Source organism: Billgrantia aerodenitrificans, from assembly GCF_021404405.1.
Classification (GTDB): domain Bacteria; phylum Pseudomonadota; class Gammaproteobacteria; order Pseudomonadales; family Halomonadaceae; genus Halomonas; species Halomonas aerodenitrificans.
In genome coordinates this window covers 75,498-91,919 of record NZ_JABFTV010000008.1, presented here as the reverse complement: position 1 = coordinate 91,919, position 16,422 = coordinate 75,498, and the positions used below count along the sequence as shown (strand labels likewise).

General features: G+C 65.4%; 13 protein-coding genes. 8 read left to right on the top strand and 5 right to left on the bottom strand.

Annotated features, from left to right (window positions below):
* The first annotated feature begins 98 nt into the window (after positions 1–98).
* Positions 99–1,028 (top strand): LysR family transcriptional regulator, encoded by a 930-nt coding sequence (locus HOP59_RS15605; RefSeq protein ID WP_010628338.1) that lies wholly within the window; start codon positions 99–101, stop codon positions 1,026–1,028.
* A gap of 70 nt (positions 1,029–1,098) precedes the next feature.
* Here HOP59_RS15605 and nhaC read toward each other — a convergent pair whose 3' ends face one another.
* The 3 genes from nhaC to amaB all read right to left on the bottom strand — a co-directional run bounded on the left by nhaC (position 1,099) and on the right by amaB (position 5,555).
* Positions 1,099–2,622 (bottom strand): Na+/H+ antiporter NhaC, encoded by a 1,524-nt coding sequence (gene nhaC, locus HOP59_RS15600; protein ID WP_010628339.1) that lies wholly within the window; start codon positions 2,620–2,622, stop codon positions 1,099–1,101.
* An 84-nt stretch (positions 2,623–2,706) separates the two neighbouring features.
* A complete protein-coding gene (amaA, locus tag HOP59_RS15595; protein WP_010628340.1) occupies positions 2,707–3,987 on the bottom strand; it encodes an L-pipecolate oxidase in 1,281 nt (426 codons plus the stop codon).
* Positions 3,988–4,061: 74 nt separating this feature from the next.
* Positions 4,062–5,555 carry an L-piperidine-6-carboxylate dehydrogenase gene (gene amaB, locus HOP59_RS15590; protein WP_010628341.1) on the bottom strand — a complete coding sequence of 498 codons (1,494 nt, stop codon included), beginning with the start codon at positions 5,553–5,555 and terminating at the stop codon, positions 4,062–4,064.
* Between the two features lie 120 nt (positions 5,556–5,675).
* Between amaB and gcvA the strand changes: the two genes are divergently transcribed.
* The gene (gcvA, locus tag HOP59_RS15585) at positions 5,676–6,563 is read left to right on the top strand and encodes a transcriptional regulator GcvA (RefSeq protein WP_234254570.1); all 888 of its coding nucleotides are present in this window, start codon (positions 5,676–5,678) and stop codon (positions 6,561–6,563) included.
* Positions 6,564–6,642: 79 nt separating this feature from the next.
* Here gcvA and HOP59_RS15580 read toward each other — a convergent pair whose 3' ends face one another.
* On the bottom strand, positions 6,643–8,346 hold the full coding sequence (locus HOP59_RS15580; RefSeq protein WP_234254569.1) for an AMP-binding protein: 1,704 nt from the start codon (positions 8,344–8,346) through the stop codon (positions 6,643–6,645).
* Between the two features lie 113 nt (positions 8,347–8,459).
* On the bottom strand, positions 8,460–8,900 hold the full coding sequence (locus tag HOP59_RS15575; protein WP_010628344.1) for a MerR family transcriptional regulator: 441 nt from the start codon (positions 8,898–8,900) through the stop codon (positions 8,460–8,462).
* A 220-nt stretch (positions 8,901–9,120) separates the two neighbouring features.
* Between HOP59_RS15575 and HOP59_RS15570 the strand changes: the two genes are divergently transcribed.
* The 6 genes from HOP59_RS15570 to HOP59_RS15545 all read left to right on the top strand — a co-directional run bounded on the left by HOP59_RS15570 (position 9,121) and on the right by HOP59_RS15545 (position 16,418).
* Positions 9,121–10,290 (top strand): acyl-CoA dehydrogenase family protein, encoded by a 1,170-nt coding sequence (locus tag HOP59_RS15570; protein ID WP_010628345.1) that lies wholly within the window; start codon positions 9,121–9,123, stop codon positions 10,288–10,290.
* Between the two features lie 16 nt (positions 10,291–10,306).
* Positions 10,307–11,461 (top strand): enoyl-CoA hydratase/isomerase family protein, encoded by a 1,155-nt coding sequence (locus tag HOP59_RS15565; protein ID WP_010628346.1) that lies wholly within the window; start codon positions 10,307–10,309, stop codon positions 11,459–11,461.
* Between the two features lie 66 nt (positions 11,462–11,527).
* On the top strand, positions 11,528–12,424 hold the full coding sequence (gene mmsB, locus HOP59_RS15560) for a 3-hydroxyisobutyrate dehydrogenase (RefSeq protein WP_010628347.1): 897 nt from the start codon (positions 11,528–11,530) through the stop codon (positions 12,422–12,424).
* An 86-nt stretch (positions 12,425–12,510) separates the two neighbouring features.
* The gene (locus HOP59_RS15555) at positions 12,511–13,923 is read left to right on the top strand and encodes an MATE family efflux transporter (protein ID WP_141638594.1); all 1,413 of its coding nucleotides are present in this window, start codon (positions 12,511–12,513) and stop codon (positions 13,921–13,923) included.
* An 85-nt stretch (positions 13,924–14,008) separates the two neighbouring features.
* Positions 14,009–15,190, top strand: a complete 1,182-nt coding sequence (locus HOP59_RS15550; RefSeq protein ID WP_010628349.1) for an acyl-CoA dehydrogenase — start codon at positions 14,009–14,011, stop codon at positions 15,188–15,190.
* 22 nt (positions 15,191–15,212) lie between these two features.
* Positions 15,213–16,418 (top strand): CaiB/BaiF CoA transferase family protein, encoded by a 1,206-nt coding sequence (locus HOP59_RS15545; protein WP_010628350.1) that lies wholly within the window; start codon positions 15,213–15,215, stop codon positions 16,416–16,418.
* Positions 16,419–16,422 lie beyond the last annotated feature (4 nt).

Sequence of the window (16,422 nt, the reverse complement as noted above, 5' to 3'; positions counted from 1 at the left end):
AAATCCAGATATTTTTAAGTTCACGTAAGCCAATGCTTAACTTTGTGCATGGGCCGGCATATCCTCGTAGCCGAGAGTCTTGAACGAGGGATCAGGCCATGTCGCGCCGTAAGGAAGCTCTTTCGGCCCAGCCCGGCGATGCCGATCTGCGCCTGCTGAAGATCTATCGCAAGGTGGTCGAGTGCGGCGGCTTCTCCGCTGCCGAGGTGGAGCTGAACATCAGCCGTGCCGCCATCAGCATGGCGATGAACGATCTCGAGACACGTCTAGGCCTGCGCCTGTGTCAGCGCGGTCGTAGCGGCTTCGCGCTGACCGACGATGGTGCGGAAGTCTACCAGGCGACCCTGCAACTGCTGGCCGCCGTGGAAGGGTTCCGCACCCGGGTCAACGGCCTGCATGCCTGGCTCAAGGGCGAGCTGAACATCGGCATTACCGACAACCTGGTGACCATGCCACAGATGCAGATCACCAACGCTCTCAGCGCGCTCAAGGAGCGTGGGCCGGAAGTACGCATCAACATTCGCATGATTCCGCCCAACGAGATCGAGCTGGCGGTGCTCGACGGCCGCCTGCATACCGGTGTGATACCGGCGCTGAAGACCCTTCCCGGCTTGCACTACCGCCCGCTCTATGCGGAAGCCTCGCAGCTGTACTGCGCCTCGGGCCATCCTCTGTTCGAGGTGGATGAGGTGACCGAGCAGCATCTCGGTGAGTGCGACTCGGTGGTGCCGGCCTACGCTCAGACGCCGGAGGTCAAGGCGCTGCATGAGCCGCTCAGGGCGTCGGCCTCGGCAACCGATCGGGAAGGCATTGCCTTTCTGATTCTCTCCGACCGCTATATCGGCTACCTGCCGACCCACTACGCCGAGCGTTGGGTGGCTGGCGGCCGGATGCGCGCGCTGAATCCCGAGCGCTGGCACTATCTCACCCACTACAGTGCCATTACCCGCAAGGGCGCTCCGCCCAACCTGGTGCTGGAGACCTATCTCGAAGAGCTGGATCGAAGAGCTGCAGCGCATGAGCGGTGAATGATCACCACCCAGCAGGCCAAGCCTGCTGGGTGGTGATGTGGCCCTGCCTGGAAGCAGAGGGGCAGGGTCAGCCGGTTCGCGTTGCCGGGGCGGTGTCCACGGAAGCCTCACCGGCGGCGCCGAGGTCGGTGGCGATGGTCTCGCCCTGTTCCGCCCACAGCTGGCGCTCTTCTTCGCTGGCGCGCGGCGAGAACATCCCGGTCTGCGCATAGATCAGGCCGATCACCGGCGACAGCCAGCAGGCGAAGGCCAGCGGGATGTACAGCAGGTTCTCGATGTTACCCTCGGCGATGCCGAGCGCCAGGGCGCTGATCACGAAGGCGCCGCCGGCATTCCACGGAATCAGGGGGGAGACCAGGGTGCCGCCTTCCTCGACGGCGCGCGACAGGTTCAGAGTCGAATAGCCCATGCCGCGGTAGGTGGGGGCATACATGCGGCCGGGCAGGGCGATGGAGAGGTACGGGTCGCCGGCGACCAGGTTGGTGGACATCGAGGTCATCACCGCCGACGTCTGCAGGCCGGCGAAGCTGCGCACCTTGGTCATGATCGCGCGAATGATCGTCTCCAGGCAGCCGGTCTTTTCCAGCGCGCCACCGAAGCCCAGCGCGATGAGTACCAGCGAGATGGTCCACATCATCGACTGGATGCCGCCGCGGTTGAGCAGGCTGTCCATGGCGGCGATACCGGTATCGATGGAATACCCGTTGTTGGCATAGGTCAGCACGTCGTGCACGCCGACGCCCTGCACCAACATGGCCGTGACCGCACCGGCCAGAGCACCGGCGAACAGCGTCGGGATGGGCGGCATGCGCTTGACCGCAAGCGCGATCACCAAGACCGCCGGCAGCAGCAGCCAGGCGGAGATGGTGAAGTTCGCCTGCAGGGCGGTGGTGATGGCATCGATCCTGGCGAAGGAAGCCGTGCTGTCGTCGATCAGGGTGAAGCCCGCAATCAAATAGATGACGAAGGCGATGAGCATCGCCGGAACGGTGGTCGGCATCATGTTCTTGATGTGCGAGAAGACGTCCGTACCGGTAACCGCCGGGGCGAGATTGGTGGTATCCGACAGCGGTGAGACCTTGTCGCCGAAGAAGGCACCGGAGACCACCGCGCCGGCGGTCCAGTACATCGGGATGTCGAAGCCGGCGCCGATGCCCATCAGGGCCAGGCCCACCGTGCCGACGGTGCCCCAGGAGGTGCCCAGGGCCAGCGAGACGATCGAGCACAGCAACATGGCCGCGGCCAGGAAGATGGTCGGAGAGAGGATCGTCAGGCCATAGTAGATCAGAGTCGGCACCGTGCCGCTGGCGATCCATACGCCGATGATCATGCCGACGCAGATCAGTACCGAAACGGAGGGCAGCGACACGTGAATGACGTGGAAGATTCCCTCTTCGATCTGCTTCCAGCGGAATCCAAGTTTGACCCCCACCAGCGCCGTGATGGCCAGGCCGATCGCCAGCGGAATATGGGGAGTGAAATCACCGAAATAGAACAGCTGCACTGCCAATACCAGCAGTGTCAGGACGACGGGAGTCAGTGCCAGCGGCAGACTTGGCTGCTGGTACTGGCTGGGCGTTGAACTTTTCATCTTGGTTTACCCTTGGGACTTGAGTGCATTGTTTTTGGTTTGCTTGGGCGATCGAGCCCATTCCTGCTTTCAGCCGTCAGCGTTTCAGCTCAGCACTCTCAGGCATTGCCCTGTGTGGTAGAGCGTGAAGCCGCTTTCGTAGCCGGAGCTGCGCAGCGCTCTGGCCCGTATCGGCCGGGGTGTGCGAATCGGCAGGGGCAGGGCGTCGTCTTCACCGCTGATCAGGTATCGAGCAAAGCCCTTGCCCACCACGGTGCCGGTGGTGATGCCGCGTCCGTTGTAGCCGGAGACGCCGAGTACGCCTGGGGCGAGTTCGAAGAGGCGCAGCGTGTGATCGGGCGTGAAGCCGATGCGTCCCGTCCAGCTGCATTCCCACTCGACGCTGCCCAACTGGGGGAAATAGTGGCGCTGGATGCGGTTGGCCCAGCAGCGCAGGAAGGCGGCGGGCTTGCCTTCCCCCTTGCCGAGACTGCCGAGAATCAGCCGGCCTTCTGCATCGCGGCGGATGCTGCTCAGCACCATGCGGGTATCCCAGGCGCCCTGACGCCCCGGCAGGATCTCATCGGCAGCCTCGCCGGACAGCGGCCGGGAGGCGACCTGGTAGAAGTGGCCGACGAAGAAATGGCGGCGGACCTCGTTCCAGCGATCCTCGGTATAGGCATTGGTGGCAAGCACCAGGCGCTGGGCCTGGACGCTGCCGTGAGCGGTGGTGACCCGCCAGCCGTCTCCCGCCCGTGCGACGCCGGTGGCAGCGCTGTGGGTATGCAGGTGTGCGCCGGCCCTCTGTGCGGCACGTGCCAGGCCGCGGGTATAGGCGCTGGGGTTCAGGGTTCCGGCACGGTGGTCGAGCAGGGCGCGGTGGATGCGCCGGGTGCCCACGTGTTCCTGGCAGGCCGCTGCCTCGAGCAGCTCCACGGGAGCTCCACGTCGTTGCAGCTGCTCCGCTCGCCGCGCCAGTTCCTGCGCGCCGCTGCCGTTGTGTGCCAGGTGCAGAGTGCCGGTACGGGTCGCCTGGCACGCGATGCCGTGCCGCTCGATCAGCGAGAAGACGACCGCAGGGGCGCCACCGAGAATCGTGTTGGCGCGCTCGCCGACCTCCTCGCCAAGTACCTCACGGATATCATCCGGCGGAATCCACATCCCCGCATTGACGAGCCCGACGTTGCGTCCCGAAGCGCCGCTGGGGACGTCGCCCGCTTCGATCAGGGTCACGTCGACGCCAGCCTCGGCCAGGTGCAGGGCGGTGCTGAGACCGGTGATCCCGCCACCGATCACCAGCACATCGGTACGGTGATCGTCCTGCAGCATGGTCAGCTCCAGGGGCGGCTCCGGAGAGGTGTCGTGCCAGAGACAGCGTTCCTTCATTGTGCCTCCCGTACATGGAGGGGTGGGGAAGGCCTCGGCAAACCGCTGCGCCGAGGCCGAGGATGCCCTGCCGGTCAGTCGAACTTGATGCCCTGGGCGAGCGGCAGCTCCCTGGAGTAGTTCACGGTGTTGGTCTGGCGGCGCATGTAGCTCTTCCATACGTCGGAACCCGACTCGCGACCGCCGCCGGTCTCCTTCTCGCCGCCGAAGGCACCGCCGATCTCGGCGCCGCTGGGCCCGATGTTGACGTTGGCGATGCCGCAGTCGCTGCCCACCGCGGAGACGAAGGTTTCCGCCTCGCGCACGTCGGTGGTGAAGATGCAGGAGGAGAGGCCCTGGGGTACGTCGTTGTTGAGCGCGATGGCCTCGTCGAGGGTTTCGTAGCCGATCACGTAGAGGATCGGGGCGAAGGTTTCGTGGCGTACCAGGTCGTTCTGACCTGCGACCTCGACGATGGCCGGCGCCACGTAGTAACCCTCGGGATACTGCTCGGCAAGCTGGCGCTGGCCGCCGTATACCTCGGCACCCTGTTCGCGGGCTTCGGTCAGCACCGCCTGCATGGTGTCGAAGGCCTGACGATCGATCAGCGGGCCGATCAGGTTGCCGGCGAGCGGGTCGCCGATACTGATGCCGGCATAGGCCTGCTTGAGCCGGGCGACGACCTCTGTCTTGATGGAGCGATGCACGACCAGGCGGCGCAGCGTGGTGCAGCGCTGGCCGGCGGTGCCCACCGCCGAGAACAGGATGGCGCGCACGGCCATGTCCAGATCTGCGCTGGGCGTTAGGATCATGGCATTGTTGCCGCCCAGTTCGAGGATGCTGCGACCGAAGCGGGCGGCCACGCGCGGCCCCACTTCGCGGCCCATGCGCGTGCTGCCTGTGGCGCTGATCAGGGGAACCCTGGGGTCGTCGGTCAGCTGCTCGCCGGCGGCACGCTCGCCGATGATCACCTGGCTGAGGTGCTGAGGCGCGTCATCGCCGAACTCGGCCATGGCGCGTTCGAGCAGCGCCTGGCAGGCCAGGGCGGTGAGAGGGGTCTTCTCGGAGGGCTTCCACAGCAGGCTGTCGCCGCACACCAGGGCCAGCGCCGCATTCCAGGCCCAGGGGGCGACCGGAAAGTTGAAGGCGGTGATCAACCCGACCGGGCCGAGCGGGTGCCAGCTCTCGCGCATGTGGTGCCCGGGGCGCTCGGAGGCGATGGTCAGGCCATAGAGCTGGCGGGATTGCCCAACGGCGAGATCGCAGATGTCGATCATCTCCTGCACTTCACCGAGCCCTTCCTGGAGGATCTTGCCGCACTCCCAGGTGACCAGTGCGCCCAGGTCCTCCTTGTGGCGGCGCAGCTGATCGCCGAACAGGCGCACCAGTTCGCCGCGACGCGGGGCGGGTACCTGGCGCCAGGCTTCGAAAGCGCGCTGCGCGTTGGCGATGGCCGTGTCGACCTCCGCCGGGGTGGCCGTTCGCACACGGCCGATCTCGCTACCGTCGATGGGGGTGGCGACCGCGATATCGCCGTTCCGGTACTGCTCAGGCGCCACGCCGAGGCGCTGCATCAGGGAGTCGATCATTCTTTCTCCTATCGTTATCATACGAGAATGTCGTGGCATCCAGTATCGCTACCGCTGTCGAGCGGCAACAAGCGACGATTACGACACACGTCATTCCTTAATTTCATGCAGGCGGGCTGAATGAGTCGTCGACACCTTCCCTCTCTGGCCGGGCTGCAATGCTTCGAGGCAGCGGCCCGCCACCTGAGTTTCACCCGTGCGGCGGACGAGCTGAGCCTGACCCAGAGTGCTGTGAGCAAGCAGGTCGCTCAACTGGAGTCGATCCTGGAGCACCCGCTGTTCCGGCGCATCCGTCGGCGCCTGCACCTTACCCCCGAGGGTGCGATCTACTTGGGCGAGGCACGCAAGATCCTGGCCCAGTTGGAGATGTCGACGCGCTACATGCAGTCCTACGGTGGGGAGGCGGACGTGCTCAACGTGGCGACCCTGCCCACCTTCGGGGCGCGTTGGCTGATCCCGAGGCTCAACGGTTTCCGCTTTCGCCACCCCAACATCAACCTCAACATCAGCAATCGTGTCGAGCCGTTCGACATGCAGCAGGAGCGGGTGGAGGTGGCGTTCTTCTTCGGCCACGGGGCCTGGCCCAAGGCCGAGTGCATCAAGTTGCTCGAGGAGGAGATGGTGCCGGTCTGCTCACCCCAGGCACTGGCGGGCAAGAAGGTGGAGGAGCCGCTGGCGCTGACGCGGCTGGTACTGCTGCAGAGTGCCACCCGACCCGAGGCATGGCACGACTGGTTCGATGCCCAGGGCCAGTACACCGAGCACAGCTACCATGGGCCGCGTTTCGACACCTTCTATATGGCGCTGCGTGCGGCGCAGGCCGGCTGCGGTGTGGCCCTGGTGCCGCGCTTCCTGGTCGACGAGGAGATCGACGAGGGCAAGCTGGTGGTGCCCTGGCCGTTCAGCCTGAAGAGCCGGGATGCCTATTACATGGCCTACCCGGAGCACATGGCCGAGCTCTACAAGGTGCGCGCCTTCATCGACTGGATACGCGAGCGCATCGACTGAGCCGGAAGCGTCGGCACCAACGCAAGCACCCCTGCCGGGGCAGGGGTGCTGTGGTCGTCACGCTGAAGTCGACGAAGGATCAGGCCAGACCCAGCTCGTGAGTGGCTTCCTCGCGCATCTTGAACTTCTGGATCTTGCCAGTGACGGTCATTGGGAACTCGTCGACGAACTTCACGTAACGCGGGATCTTGTAGTGGGCAATCTTGCCCTTGCAGAACTCCTTGAGCTCGTCGGCGTTGAGCTTCTGGCCTTCACCGAGCTTGACCCAGGCCATCACCTCCTCGCCGTACTTCTCGTCGGGCACGCCGATCACCTGCACGTCGGAGATGGCCGGGTGGGTGTAGAGGAAGTCCTCGATCTCCCGCGGGTAGATGTTCTCACCGCCGCGAATGATCATGTCCTTGATGCGGCCGACGATGGCGATGTAGCCCTCCTCGTCCATGGTCGCCAGGTCGCCGGTGTGCATCCAGCCGGCGCTGTCGATGGACTTGGCAGTAGCTTCCTCGTTGTTCCAGTAACCCAGCATCACGCTGTAGCCGCGGGTGCACAGCTCGCCGGTCTCGCCGCGCGGCACCACTGCGCCGGTTTCGGGGCTGACCAGCTTGACCTCCAGATGGGGATGGATGGTGCCCACCGTGGTCACGCGCTTCTCCAGCGGGGCGTCGGTCTTGGTCTGGGTGCTGACCGGGCTGGTTTCGGTCATGCCATAGCAGATGGTGACGTCCTCCATGTGCATCTTGTCGATGACCTTGCGCATCACTTCGATGGGGCAGATCGAACCGGCCATGATGCCGGTGCGCAGGGTGGAGAGGTCGTACTGGGCGAAGTTGGGGTGCTCCAGCTCGGCTATGAACATGGTCGGCACACCGTAGAGCGCCGTGGCCTTTTCGTCGGACACCGCCTTGAGCGTGGCTTCCGGGTCGAAGCCGTCGCCCGGGTAGATCATGGTGGCGCCGTGGGTCACGCAGCCCAGGTTGCCCATCACCATGCCGAAGCAGTGGTAGAGCGGTACCGGGATCACCAGGCGGTCCTTCTCGGAAAAGCCCATGGAGCGGGCAACGAAGAAGCCGTTGTTGAGGATGTTGTGGTGAGAGAGGGTGGCGCCCTTGGGTGCTCCGGTGGTACCCGAGGTGTACTGGATGTTGATCGGCTCGTCGAACTGCAGCGTGGCCTGGATCTCGGCCAGGTGCTCGTCCGAAACCTCGTCGGCATGGGCCAGCATGCTCTGCCAGCTGAACATGCCGGTCAGGGCGCGGTCGGCGTCGAGGCACACCACACGCTTGAGTTCGGGCAGCTTGGCGGCCGAGAAGGTTGACGGGGCGCCTTCTCGCAGCTCGGGCGCCAGCTCTGCCAGCGTGGCCACGTAGTCGGAGGTCTTGAACTTGCCCTGCAGGATCAGCGTCGAGGCGCCGGACTGCTTGAGCGCGTATTCCAGCTCATGGGTGCGATAGCTGGGGTTGATGTTGACCAGAATGGCGCCGATCTTGGCCGTGGCGAACTGGGTAATGGTCCACTCGGCACAGTTGGGCGACCAGATGCCGACCCGGTCGCCTTTCTTCACGCCCAGCGCGAGCATGGCTCGTGCCGCCTGATTCACCGCCTGCTGCAGCTCCTTCCAGGTGTAGCGCAGCCCCTGATGCAGGCTCAGCAGGGCCTCGCCGTCGGGGAAGCGTGCCACCGTTGCGTCGAAGCAGTCGCCAATGGTCTCGCCTTTCAGCGGGGTATCGCTGATGCCGCTGACGTAGCTGTTCGGGGCGCGTTGTTGAAGTGCTTGGCGTGTCATCGTGTTACCCGTCTTGTTGTGGCAGTTGGAGTCGGTTGACGATGGGCGGGTACTGACATGTCAGCCCGCCCTGAATTCGACGTGGCTTGGGCGCAAGAGGGCAGTCGGGCGTGCTAGCTCTGGTCGAGGCGTTCCAGCACTTCCCTGGCCCGCATCTCGACGTCGTCGAGTTCACGCTGCATCAGGCGGATGTCCTCGAGCTGGCGCTCCATGTTGCTGCGCTTGTCGGCGAGGATCTCCAGCAGCCGCTTGAGCTGCCTGGCGTTGCCGTCGGGCATGGCGTCGTACATCTCGATGACTTCGCGAATCTCGGCCAGCGAGAAGCCCAGGCGCTTGCCGCGTAGGGTGAGCTTGAGACGAACGCGGTCCTTCTCGTGGTAGATACGGGTCTGGCCGCGACGCTCCGGCGCCAGCAACCCTTCCTGCTCATAGAAACGGATGGTGCGCGGCGTCACCTCGAACATCCGGGCCAGCTCGCCGATGGAATAGGTACGACGCTGTCGCGTCAGGCTGCCGTTGGCCGGGGAACTGACTTCCGCTTTGGATATGTTCATCGTTGTTTTCCTATGAGTTGGGCGGGCCGTCTTGCAGTGTCCCTCCACATAACCGCAACACTAGACGACGTTGACGTTAACGTAAAGTGGTTGTCGACCAAGGGATGTATGCGATAAAACCTAGCAAGTGCTAGGTTGGTTGGCATAAGCTCGGCCTTGAAGGCCGTGCAAGCCAGCTGCTGCTGGAAGTGCGCTACGCCAAATATCTTGAGGAACCGCAATGGAATTCTCCCTAACCGACGATCAGAGGGCGCTGGTCCAGGCCGCCGCCGATTTTTCGCAGGCAGAGCTGGCCGACCACGCCGCCGAATGGGACGCTACCTCGCATTTTCCTGTCGACGTCATACGCCGGGCCGGCGAGGCGGGTTTCCTCGGCATCTACATCCCCGAAGAGCGCGGCGGGCTTGGTTTGTCGCGCCTGGATGCCTCGCTGATCTTCGAGCAGCTCTCCCAGGGCTGCATCGCCACCACCGCCTATCTTACCATTCACAACATGGTGGCCTGGATGGTGGCCAGCTGGGGCAGCGACGAACTTCGGGAAACCTGGGTCGAGCGCCTGATCAGCGGCGAGTGCCTGGGTTGCTACTGCCTGACCGAGCCGGGTTCCGGGTCGGATGCCGCCAGCCTGCGTACCAAGGCCGTGCGCGAGGGCGATGAGTATGTGATCTCCGGCTCCAAGATGTTCATCTCCGGCGCCGGCGCCAACGACATGCTGGTGGTCATGGCGCGCACGGGCGCGCCCGACAGCGGTGCCGGTGGCGTGTCGGCGATTCTGGTGCCGGCGGACGCTGCGGGTATCGAATACGGCAAGAACGAAGAGAAGATGGGCTGGAAGAGCCAGCCCACCCGGCTGATCAGCTTCGACGGCGTGCGCGTGCCGGTCGGCAACCTGCTGGGCGAGGAAGGCCAGGGCTTCAAGTTGGCCATGAAGGGGCTTGACGGCGGTCGGCTCAATATTGCCAGCTGTTCGCTGGGGGCCGCGCAGCACGCCTTGACCCTGGCGCGCAACTACCTGCAGGAGCGCAAGCAGTTCGGCCGCGAGCTGGCCCACTTCCAGGCGCTGCAGTTCAAGCTGGCCGACATGGCCACCGAGCTGACGGCGGCCCGGTTGATGGTGCGACATGCCGCCTGGCGGCTCGATCAGGGCGATCCGGAGGCCACCGCGTACTGCGCCATGGCCAAGCGCTTTGCCACCGACATGGGCTTCAACGTCTGCAACGAAGCGCTGCAGCTGCATGGCGGATATGGTTACCTGAGAGAGTTCCCCCTGGAGCGCATGGTGCGCGACACCCGCGTGCATCAGATCCTCGAGGGTACCAACGAGATCATGCGTGTCATCGTGGCCCGTCGTCTGCTGACGGACGGCACGATCGAAGCGCTTCAGCAATGACAAGGAGAAAGCAGGCATGACGGACCTTGCGGTCATCTTCGATGAGCTGCCGACCCGGGATGGAGGAAGAGTCGGCATCGCTACCCTCAATGCACCGAAGTCGCTCAATGCCCTGTCGCTGGATATGGCCCGCCAGCTGGATGCCAAGCTGCAGGCTTGGGCGGTGGATCGCAGCATCGTGGCGGTATGGCTCGAGGGCAGCGGCGAGAAGGCGTTCTGTGCCGGTGGCGACGTGGTGGCACTGTACCGCTCGATGACCGAAGAGGGGGAAAATCGCGGTGCCGGCCGCGACAGCCTCTTTGCCGAAACCTACTTCACCACGGAATATCGCCTCGACTACCGCATCCATCGCTACCCCAAGCCGATCCTGGTGTGGGGCGACGGCATCGTCATGGGCGGCGGCCTGGGGCTCATGGCCGGCGCTGCTCGTCGTCTGGTGACCGAGACCACGCTGATCGCCATGCCCGAGATCACCATCGGCCTCTATCCGGACATCGGCGCAAGCTGGTTTCTCAACCGCATGCCGCCGGGCGTGGGGGCCTATCTCGGCCTCACCGGCGCTCAGCTCAACGCCCGCGATGCGCTCGACCTGGGCCTGGCCGATCACTTCGTGCCGCGGGAGCGGCGTAGCGAATTGCTCGAGGCGCTGGGGGCGGCCGACTACGGCACGCGCAGCCGGCGCGACCTGCAGGCCGGCGTGCAGGGTGTGCTCGACGAGTTCGAGGCGCGCCAGCAGGCGCCTGCCGCTCAGGTGTGGCCGCTGCTCGATCACGTTCAGGCATTGACGGCCCAGATCGATGCGCCAGCGGCCGTGCGTCGCATCCTCGCGGACGCCCGTGACGACGCCTGGCTTGCGGCCAACCGCAAGCGACTGGAAGCGGGCAGTCCGCTGAGCGCTCATCTGGTGTGGCGCATGCTGGAACGCCACCGGCATACCAGCCTGGCCGACGCCTTCCGTGACGAGTTGAACCTCTCGGTGCAGTGCTGTCGCCGTGGAGACGTCGCCGAAGGCGTTCGCGCGCTGCTGATCGACAAGGACAGGAACCCCAAGTGGCAGCACGCCAACGTCGACGACGTTCCCGAAGCGGACCTTCTGGCGCTGCTCGAGCCGCTGTGGAGCATAGAGGAGCATCCGCTGCGCGATCTCGACAGCGGCGAGCGGGTACGCTGACCGATACCCGTACTCTCACCACGACATGACGCAATTACGCCATAACGACAATCAGGAGCAGCTCGCATGAAAATCGCCTTCATCGGCCTGGGCAACATGGGTGCCCCGATGGCCCACAACCTGGTCAAGGCCGGCCATGAGGTCAGTGTCTTCGACCTCGTCGATGTCGCCATGAAGCATCTGGAGAGTGCCGGGGCGCGTGCCTGCGCCAGCGCACAGAGCGCGGCCAGCGGGGCCGAGGTCGTGATCTCCATGCTGCCAGCCGGCCAGCACGTGCGTCGTCTCTATCTCGGCCGTGACGACTCTCCGGGCCTGTTCGATGCCCTGGAGGGCAAGCCACTGATCATCGACGCCTCCACCATCTCGCCGGAAGATGCCCGTGCGGTGGGCGCGGGTGCCGAACAGCGTGGCCTGACCTACCTCGATGCGCCGGTTTCCGGCGGTGTGGGCGGCGCTCAGGCCGGCACTCTGACCTTCATCGTCGGTGGCAGCCAGGCCGGCTTCGAGCAGGCCAGGCCGGTGCTGGAAGCGATGGGCAAGAACATCTTCCATGCCGGTGAAGTGGGTGCCGGCCAGGTCGCCAAGATCTGCAACAACATGCTGCTCGGCATTCTCATGAGCGGTACCGCCGAAGCGCTGGCGCTGGGGGTCAAGAACGGCCTCGACCCGGCCGTGCTCTCCGAGATCATGAAGCAGAGCAGCGGCGGCAACTGGGCGCTCAACGTCTACAATCCGTGGCCCGGCGTGATGCAAGGCTCCGCCGCCTCGCGCGACTACCAGGGCGGCTTCCTCACCGATCTGATGGCCAAGGATCTCGGGCTGGCGTGGGAGCTGGCACTGGGCTGCAAGGCCACGGTGCCAATGGGCTCCCAGGCGCGCAACCTGTTCGCGCTGCATGCGGCCCAAGGCAACGGCGGTCTCGACTTTTCCAGTATTCAGAAGCTTTACCGCGCGGGCGAATAGGGTCTGGCGAATAGCTTCTACTTCGCTTTGGCACCGACCCTGGAAGCGGGCACAATCTTGTGCCCGCTTCTGGTTTCCGAGGCTTCATGACATCCACTTCCCCACGTTCCGGCTCCGGCGAACGCCGCCCCATGCGCCGTGAGCTGCTCGAAGGTCCCATTGCCCTGACCCTGCTGCGCAAGTGTCTGCCGGTGGTGGGCGGCATGCTTGCTATGATGAGCTTCAACCTGGTGGACACCTGGTTCATCGCACGGCTGGGAGCGGAGCCGCTGGCGGCGGTGTCGTTCACCTTCCCGGTGGTGTTCGCGGTGATCAGTCTCGCCATCGGCCTGGGTATCGGCACCTCGGCAGTGGTGGCGCGACTGCTGGGGCGGGGCGCTCACGACACGGTGCGGCGCAGGGCCACCGATGCCGCGCTGCTGGCACTGGCGGTCGGTGTGCTGCTGAGCGTGCTGGGGCTGGCCACCCTCGAGCCGCTATTCCGCTTGCTTGGCGCCGACGCCGCACTCATGCCGCATATCCATGACTACATGGGCATCTGGTACCTGGGCGCAGCGGCGCTGATCGTGCCGCGGGTGCTCAACAGCGTGCTGCGTGCTCAGGGCAACACCCTGATACCCGGGCTGATGATGGCCTTGGCGGCACTGCTCAACGGCTTGCTCGACTGGCTGCTGATCTTCGGCGTGGGGCCGCTGCCGGCGCTCGGTGTGCAGGGCGCAGCCCTGGCCACGGTGCTGAGCTGGTGCGCCATGACCGCAGCGCTGTTCTGGCAGCGCGAGCTGCGCGAGTGTCTCGACCTGCGCCATCTCACGCCGAGCGGGCTGATGGAATCGTGGCGCGAGCTGGGCCGCATTGCCGTGCCGGCGGCGATCACCAGCGTGTTTACGCCGCTGGCCCTGGCGCTGGTGACGCGCATCGTCGCCGGTCATGGCCACCATGCGGTAGCGGGCTACGGCGTGGGCACACGTATCGAGGCCATCGCCCAGATCGGCGTGCTGGCGCTTTCGATGACGCTGCCGCCACTGGTCAGCCAGAATGCCGGGGCAGGGCAGCACGAGCGCGTACGGCGGGCCATCTTCGGCTGCTTCGTCTTCGTCCTGGTGTGGCAGTTGGGCATCTGGCTGTTGCTGCAGCTGCTGGCGCCCTGGCTCGTCGCCAGCTATTCCCCGGGCGGCGAGATGAGCGAGGTGCTGAGAAGCTTTCTGTGGTGGGTGCCGCTGGGCCTGGGCGCCCAAGGCGTCGTGATCCTGGCGGTGTCGTCGTTCAATGCGCTGCACGAGCCGGCCCGGGCCATGCGACTCTCAGTGGTTCGGCTGTTCCTGCTGACGGTGCCGCTGGCGTGGCTGGGCGGCGTGCTGGGCGGTGTCGAGGGCATCTTCATCGGGTTATTCCTCGCCAACGTGGCGGTGGGGCTGGTGGCTTGGGGTGCGCTGTGTCGACGTCTCGCCACTATGACCGTTGCGCCGCAGGATGCCGGCTCGGTGCGGCCAAAAGTGTAAGGAATAGAGTGAAAAGGGACTTGGCTTTCCGGTTGCTTTGCTCTACATTCGATGAAAATGTAGATATTTCGTCAGGAGAGCCGCCATGAGCAAGATCACCCCCGTGACCTGGGAAGACCCCTTCCGCCTGATCGACCAGCTCGATGAAGACGAGCGCATGGTCCATCAGACCGCCCACGACTACTGCCAGGACAAGCTGATGCCGCGGGTGCTCGAGGCCAACCGCCACGAGCGCTTCGACCGCGAGATCATGAACGAGATGGGCGAGCTGGGCCTGCTCGGCGCCACCATCGACGGCTACGGCTGTGCCGGCATGAACTACGTCAGCTACGGCCTGATCGCCCGTGAAGTGGAGCGCGTCGACTCCGGCTACCGCAGCGCCATGAGCGTGCAGTCGAGCCTGGTGATGTACCCCATTCACGCCTTCGGCAGTGAAGCCCAGCGCGATAAGTACCTGCCCAAGCTGGCCACCGGCGAGTGGGTGGGATGCTTCGGTCTCACCGAGCCGGATCACGGCTCCGACCCGGGCGGCATGTCCACCCGTGCCACCCGCACCGAGAACGGCTGGCGGCTCAATGGCACCAAGAGCTGGATCACCAACTCGCCCATCGCCGACGTGTTCGTGGTGTGGGCCAAGGATGACGAGGGCGTGATCAACGGCTTCATCCTCGAGAAGGGCATGCAGGGGCTCTCGGCACCCAAGATCGAGGGCAAGTTCAGCCTGCGTGCCTCAATCACCGGCCAGATCGCCATGCAAGATGTCGAGGTGTCGGACGACCAGCGCCTGCCGGGCGTGACCGGCCTCAAGGGCCCGTTCTCGTGTTTGAACCGCGCCCGCTTCGGCATCGCCTGGGGCAGCATGGGAGCCGCCGAGGCGTGCTGGCACGCCGCTCGTCAGTACACATTGGATCGCAAGCAGTTCGGTCGCCCGCTGGCCGCCAACCAGCTGATCCAGAAGAAGCTCGCCGACATGCAGACCGAGATCGCACTGGGCTTGCAGGCGGCGCTGCGCGTCGGCCGCATGATCGACGCGGGCCAGCTGGTGCCGGAGGCGATCTCGCTGATCAAGCGCAACAACTGTGGCAAGGCGCTGGACATCGCCCGGGTGGCGCGTGACATGCACGGTGGCAACGGCATCGCCGACGAGTACCACGTGATTCGCCACATGATGAACCTCGAGGCAGTGAACACCTACGAAGGCACTCACGACGTTCACGCGCTGATTCTCGGCCGTGCACAGACCGGCATCCAAGCCTTCGTAAATTGAGCTGGTGTCAAGGAGTGCAAGCATGAGTCGACCGCTGGAAGGCATCACGGTGCTTGACATGTCGCGGGTGCTGGCCGGCCCCTGGGCCGGTCAGTTGCTCGCCGACCTCGGGGCTAGGGTGATCAAGATCGAGCATCCCGAGCGCGGCGACGACACCCGCGGCTGGGGGCCGCCGTGGCTGGCCGAGGATGACGAGACCGAGCGGGTGGCGGCCTATTTCCTGTGCGCCAACCGCGGCAAGCAGTCGCTGGCGGTGGACGTCGCCAGTGAGCGGGGCCAGGCGCTGATCCGCCAGCTCGCCGCCGGCGCCGACGTCATGCTGGAGAATTTCAAGGTTGGCGGCCTGGCCAAGTACGGCCTCGACTACGCCAGCCTGAAGGCGCTCAATCCGCGCCTGATCGGCTGCTCCATCACTGGCTTCGGCCAGGATGGCCCTTATGCGCACCGCGCCGGCTACGACTTCATGATTCAGGCCATGGGCGGCTTGATGAGCATCGGCGGCGAGCCCGACGGCATGCCGATGAAGACCGGCGTGGCGATCACCGACGTGATGACCGGGCTCTACGCCACCATCGGCGTGCTTTCCGCCCTGCACGAGCGCGAGCGAACCGGGCAGGGGCGGCACGTGGACGTGGCGCTGCTCGACGTGCAGGTGGCGGCGCTCGCCAACCAGGCGCTCAATGCCCTGGTCGGCGGGGTCTCGCCCGAGCGCCACGGCAACGCCCACCCCAACATCGTGCCTTACCAGGCCTTTGCCTGTGCCGATGGGCATCTGGTGCTCACCGTGGGTAACGACGCCCAGTTCTCACGCCTGGCCGAGCTGCTGGGCCACCCCGAATGGGCTCTGGATCCGGCCTATGCCACCAATGCCGCCCGGGTGGGCAGCCGCGCGGAGCTGGTACCGCTGATCCAGGCGATCTTCCTCACCCGTAGGCGCGACGAGTGGCTGGCCGAGCTGGAGAAACGGGGCATTCCCGCCGGGCCGATCAACACCATTGCCGAGGTGTTCGACGACCCCCAGGTGAAGCACCGTGGCATGCAGCGCACGCTCCAACGCGGCGATCTCGAGGTGCCTCAAGTCGCCTGTCCGCTGCGCTTCGACAATGAGCCCGCACTGAGCGAGGTCGCGCCGCCTAGGCTGGGCCAGGACAGCGACGCGATACTCGCCGAGATGGGCCTGACCGTCGAGGACATCGCCCGCCTGCGGCGCGAAGGCATCGTGCGCTGAGCGG

Excerpts from the sequence above, each read along its gene's own strand:
- HOP59_RS15580 (WP_234254569.1), bottom strand. The coding sequence starts at position 8,346 with ATGACACGCCAAGCACTTCAACAACGCGCCCCGAACAGCTACGTCAGC.
- HOP59_RS15565 (WP_010628346.1), top strand. The coding sequence starts at position 10,307 with ATGACGGACCTTGCGGTCATCTTCGATGAGCTGCCGACCCGGGATGGA.
- HOP59_RS15555 (WP_141638594.1), top strand. The coding sequence starts at position 12,511 with ATGACATCCACTTCCCCACGTTCCGGCTCCGGCGAACGCCGCCCCATG.
- HOP59_RS15545 (WP_010628350.1), top strand. The coding sequence starts at position 15,213 with ATGAGTCGACCGCTGGAAGGCATCACGGTGCTTGACATGTCGCGGGTG.
- gcvA (WP_234254570.1), top strand. The coding sequence starts at position 5,676 with ATGAGTCGTCGACACCTTCCCTCTCTGGCCGGGCTGCAATGCTTCGAG.
- HOP59_RS15575 (WP_010628344.1), bottom strand. The coding sequence starts at position 8,900 with ATGAACATATCCAAAGCGGAAGTCAGTTCCCCGGCCAACGGCAGCCTG.
- amaA (WP_010628340.1), bottom strand. The coding sequence starts at position 3,987 with ATGAAGGAACGCTGTCTCTGGCACGACACCTCTCCGGAGCCGCCCCTG.
- HOP59_RS15550 (WP_010628349.1), top strand. The coding sequence starts at position 14,009 with ATGAGCAAGATCACCCCCGTGACCTGGGAAGACCCCTTCCGCCTGATC.
- mmsB (WP_010628347.1), top strand. The coding sequence starts at position 11,528 with ATGAAAATCGCCTTCATCGGCCTGGGCAACATGGGTGCCCCGATGGCC.
- amaB (WP_010628341.1), bottom strand. The coding sequence starts at position 5,555 with ATGATCGACTCCCTGATGCAGCGCCTCGGCGTGGCGCCTGAGCAGTAC.
- HOP59_RS15605 (WP_010628338.1), top strand. The coding sequence starts at position 99 with ATGTCGCGCCGTAAGGAAGCTCTTTCGGCCCAGCCCGGCGATGCCGAT.
- nhaC (WP_010628339.1), bottom strand. The coding sequence starts at position 2,622 with ATGAAAAGTTCAACGCCCAGCCAGTACCAGCAGCCAAGTCTGCCGCTG.
- HOP59_RS15570 (WP_010628345.1), top strand. The coding sequence starts at position 9,121 with ATGGAATTCTCCCTAACCGACGATCAGAGGGCGCTGGTCCAGGCCGCC.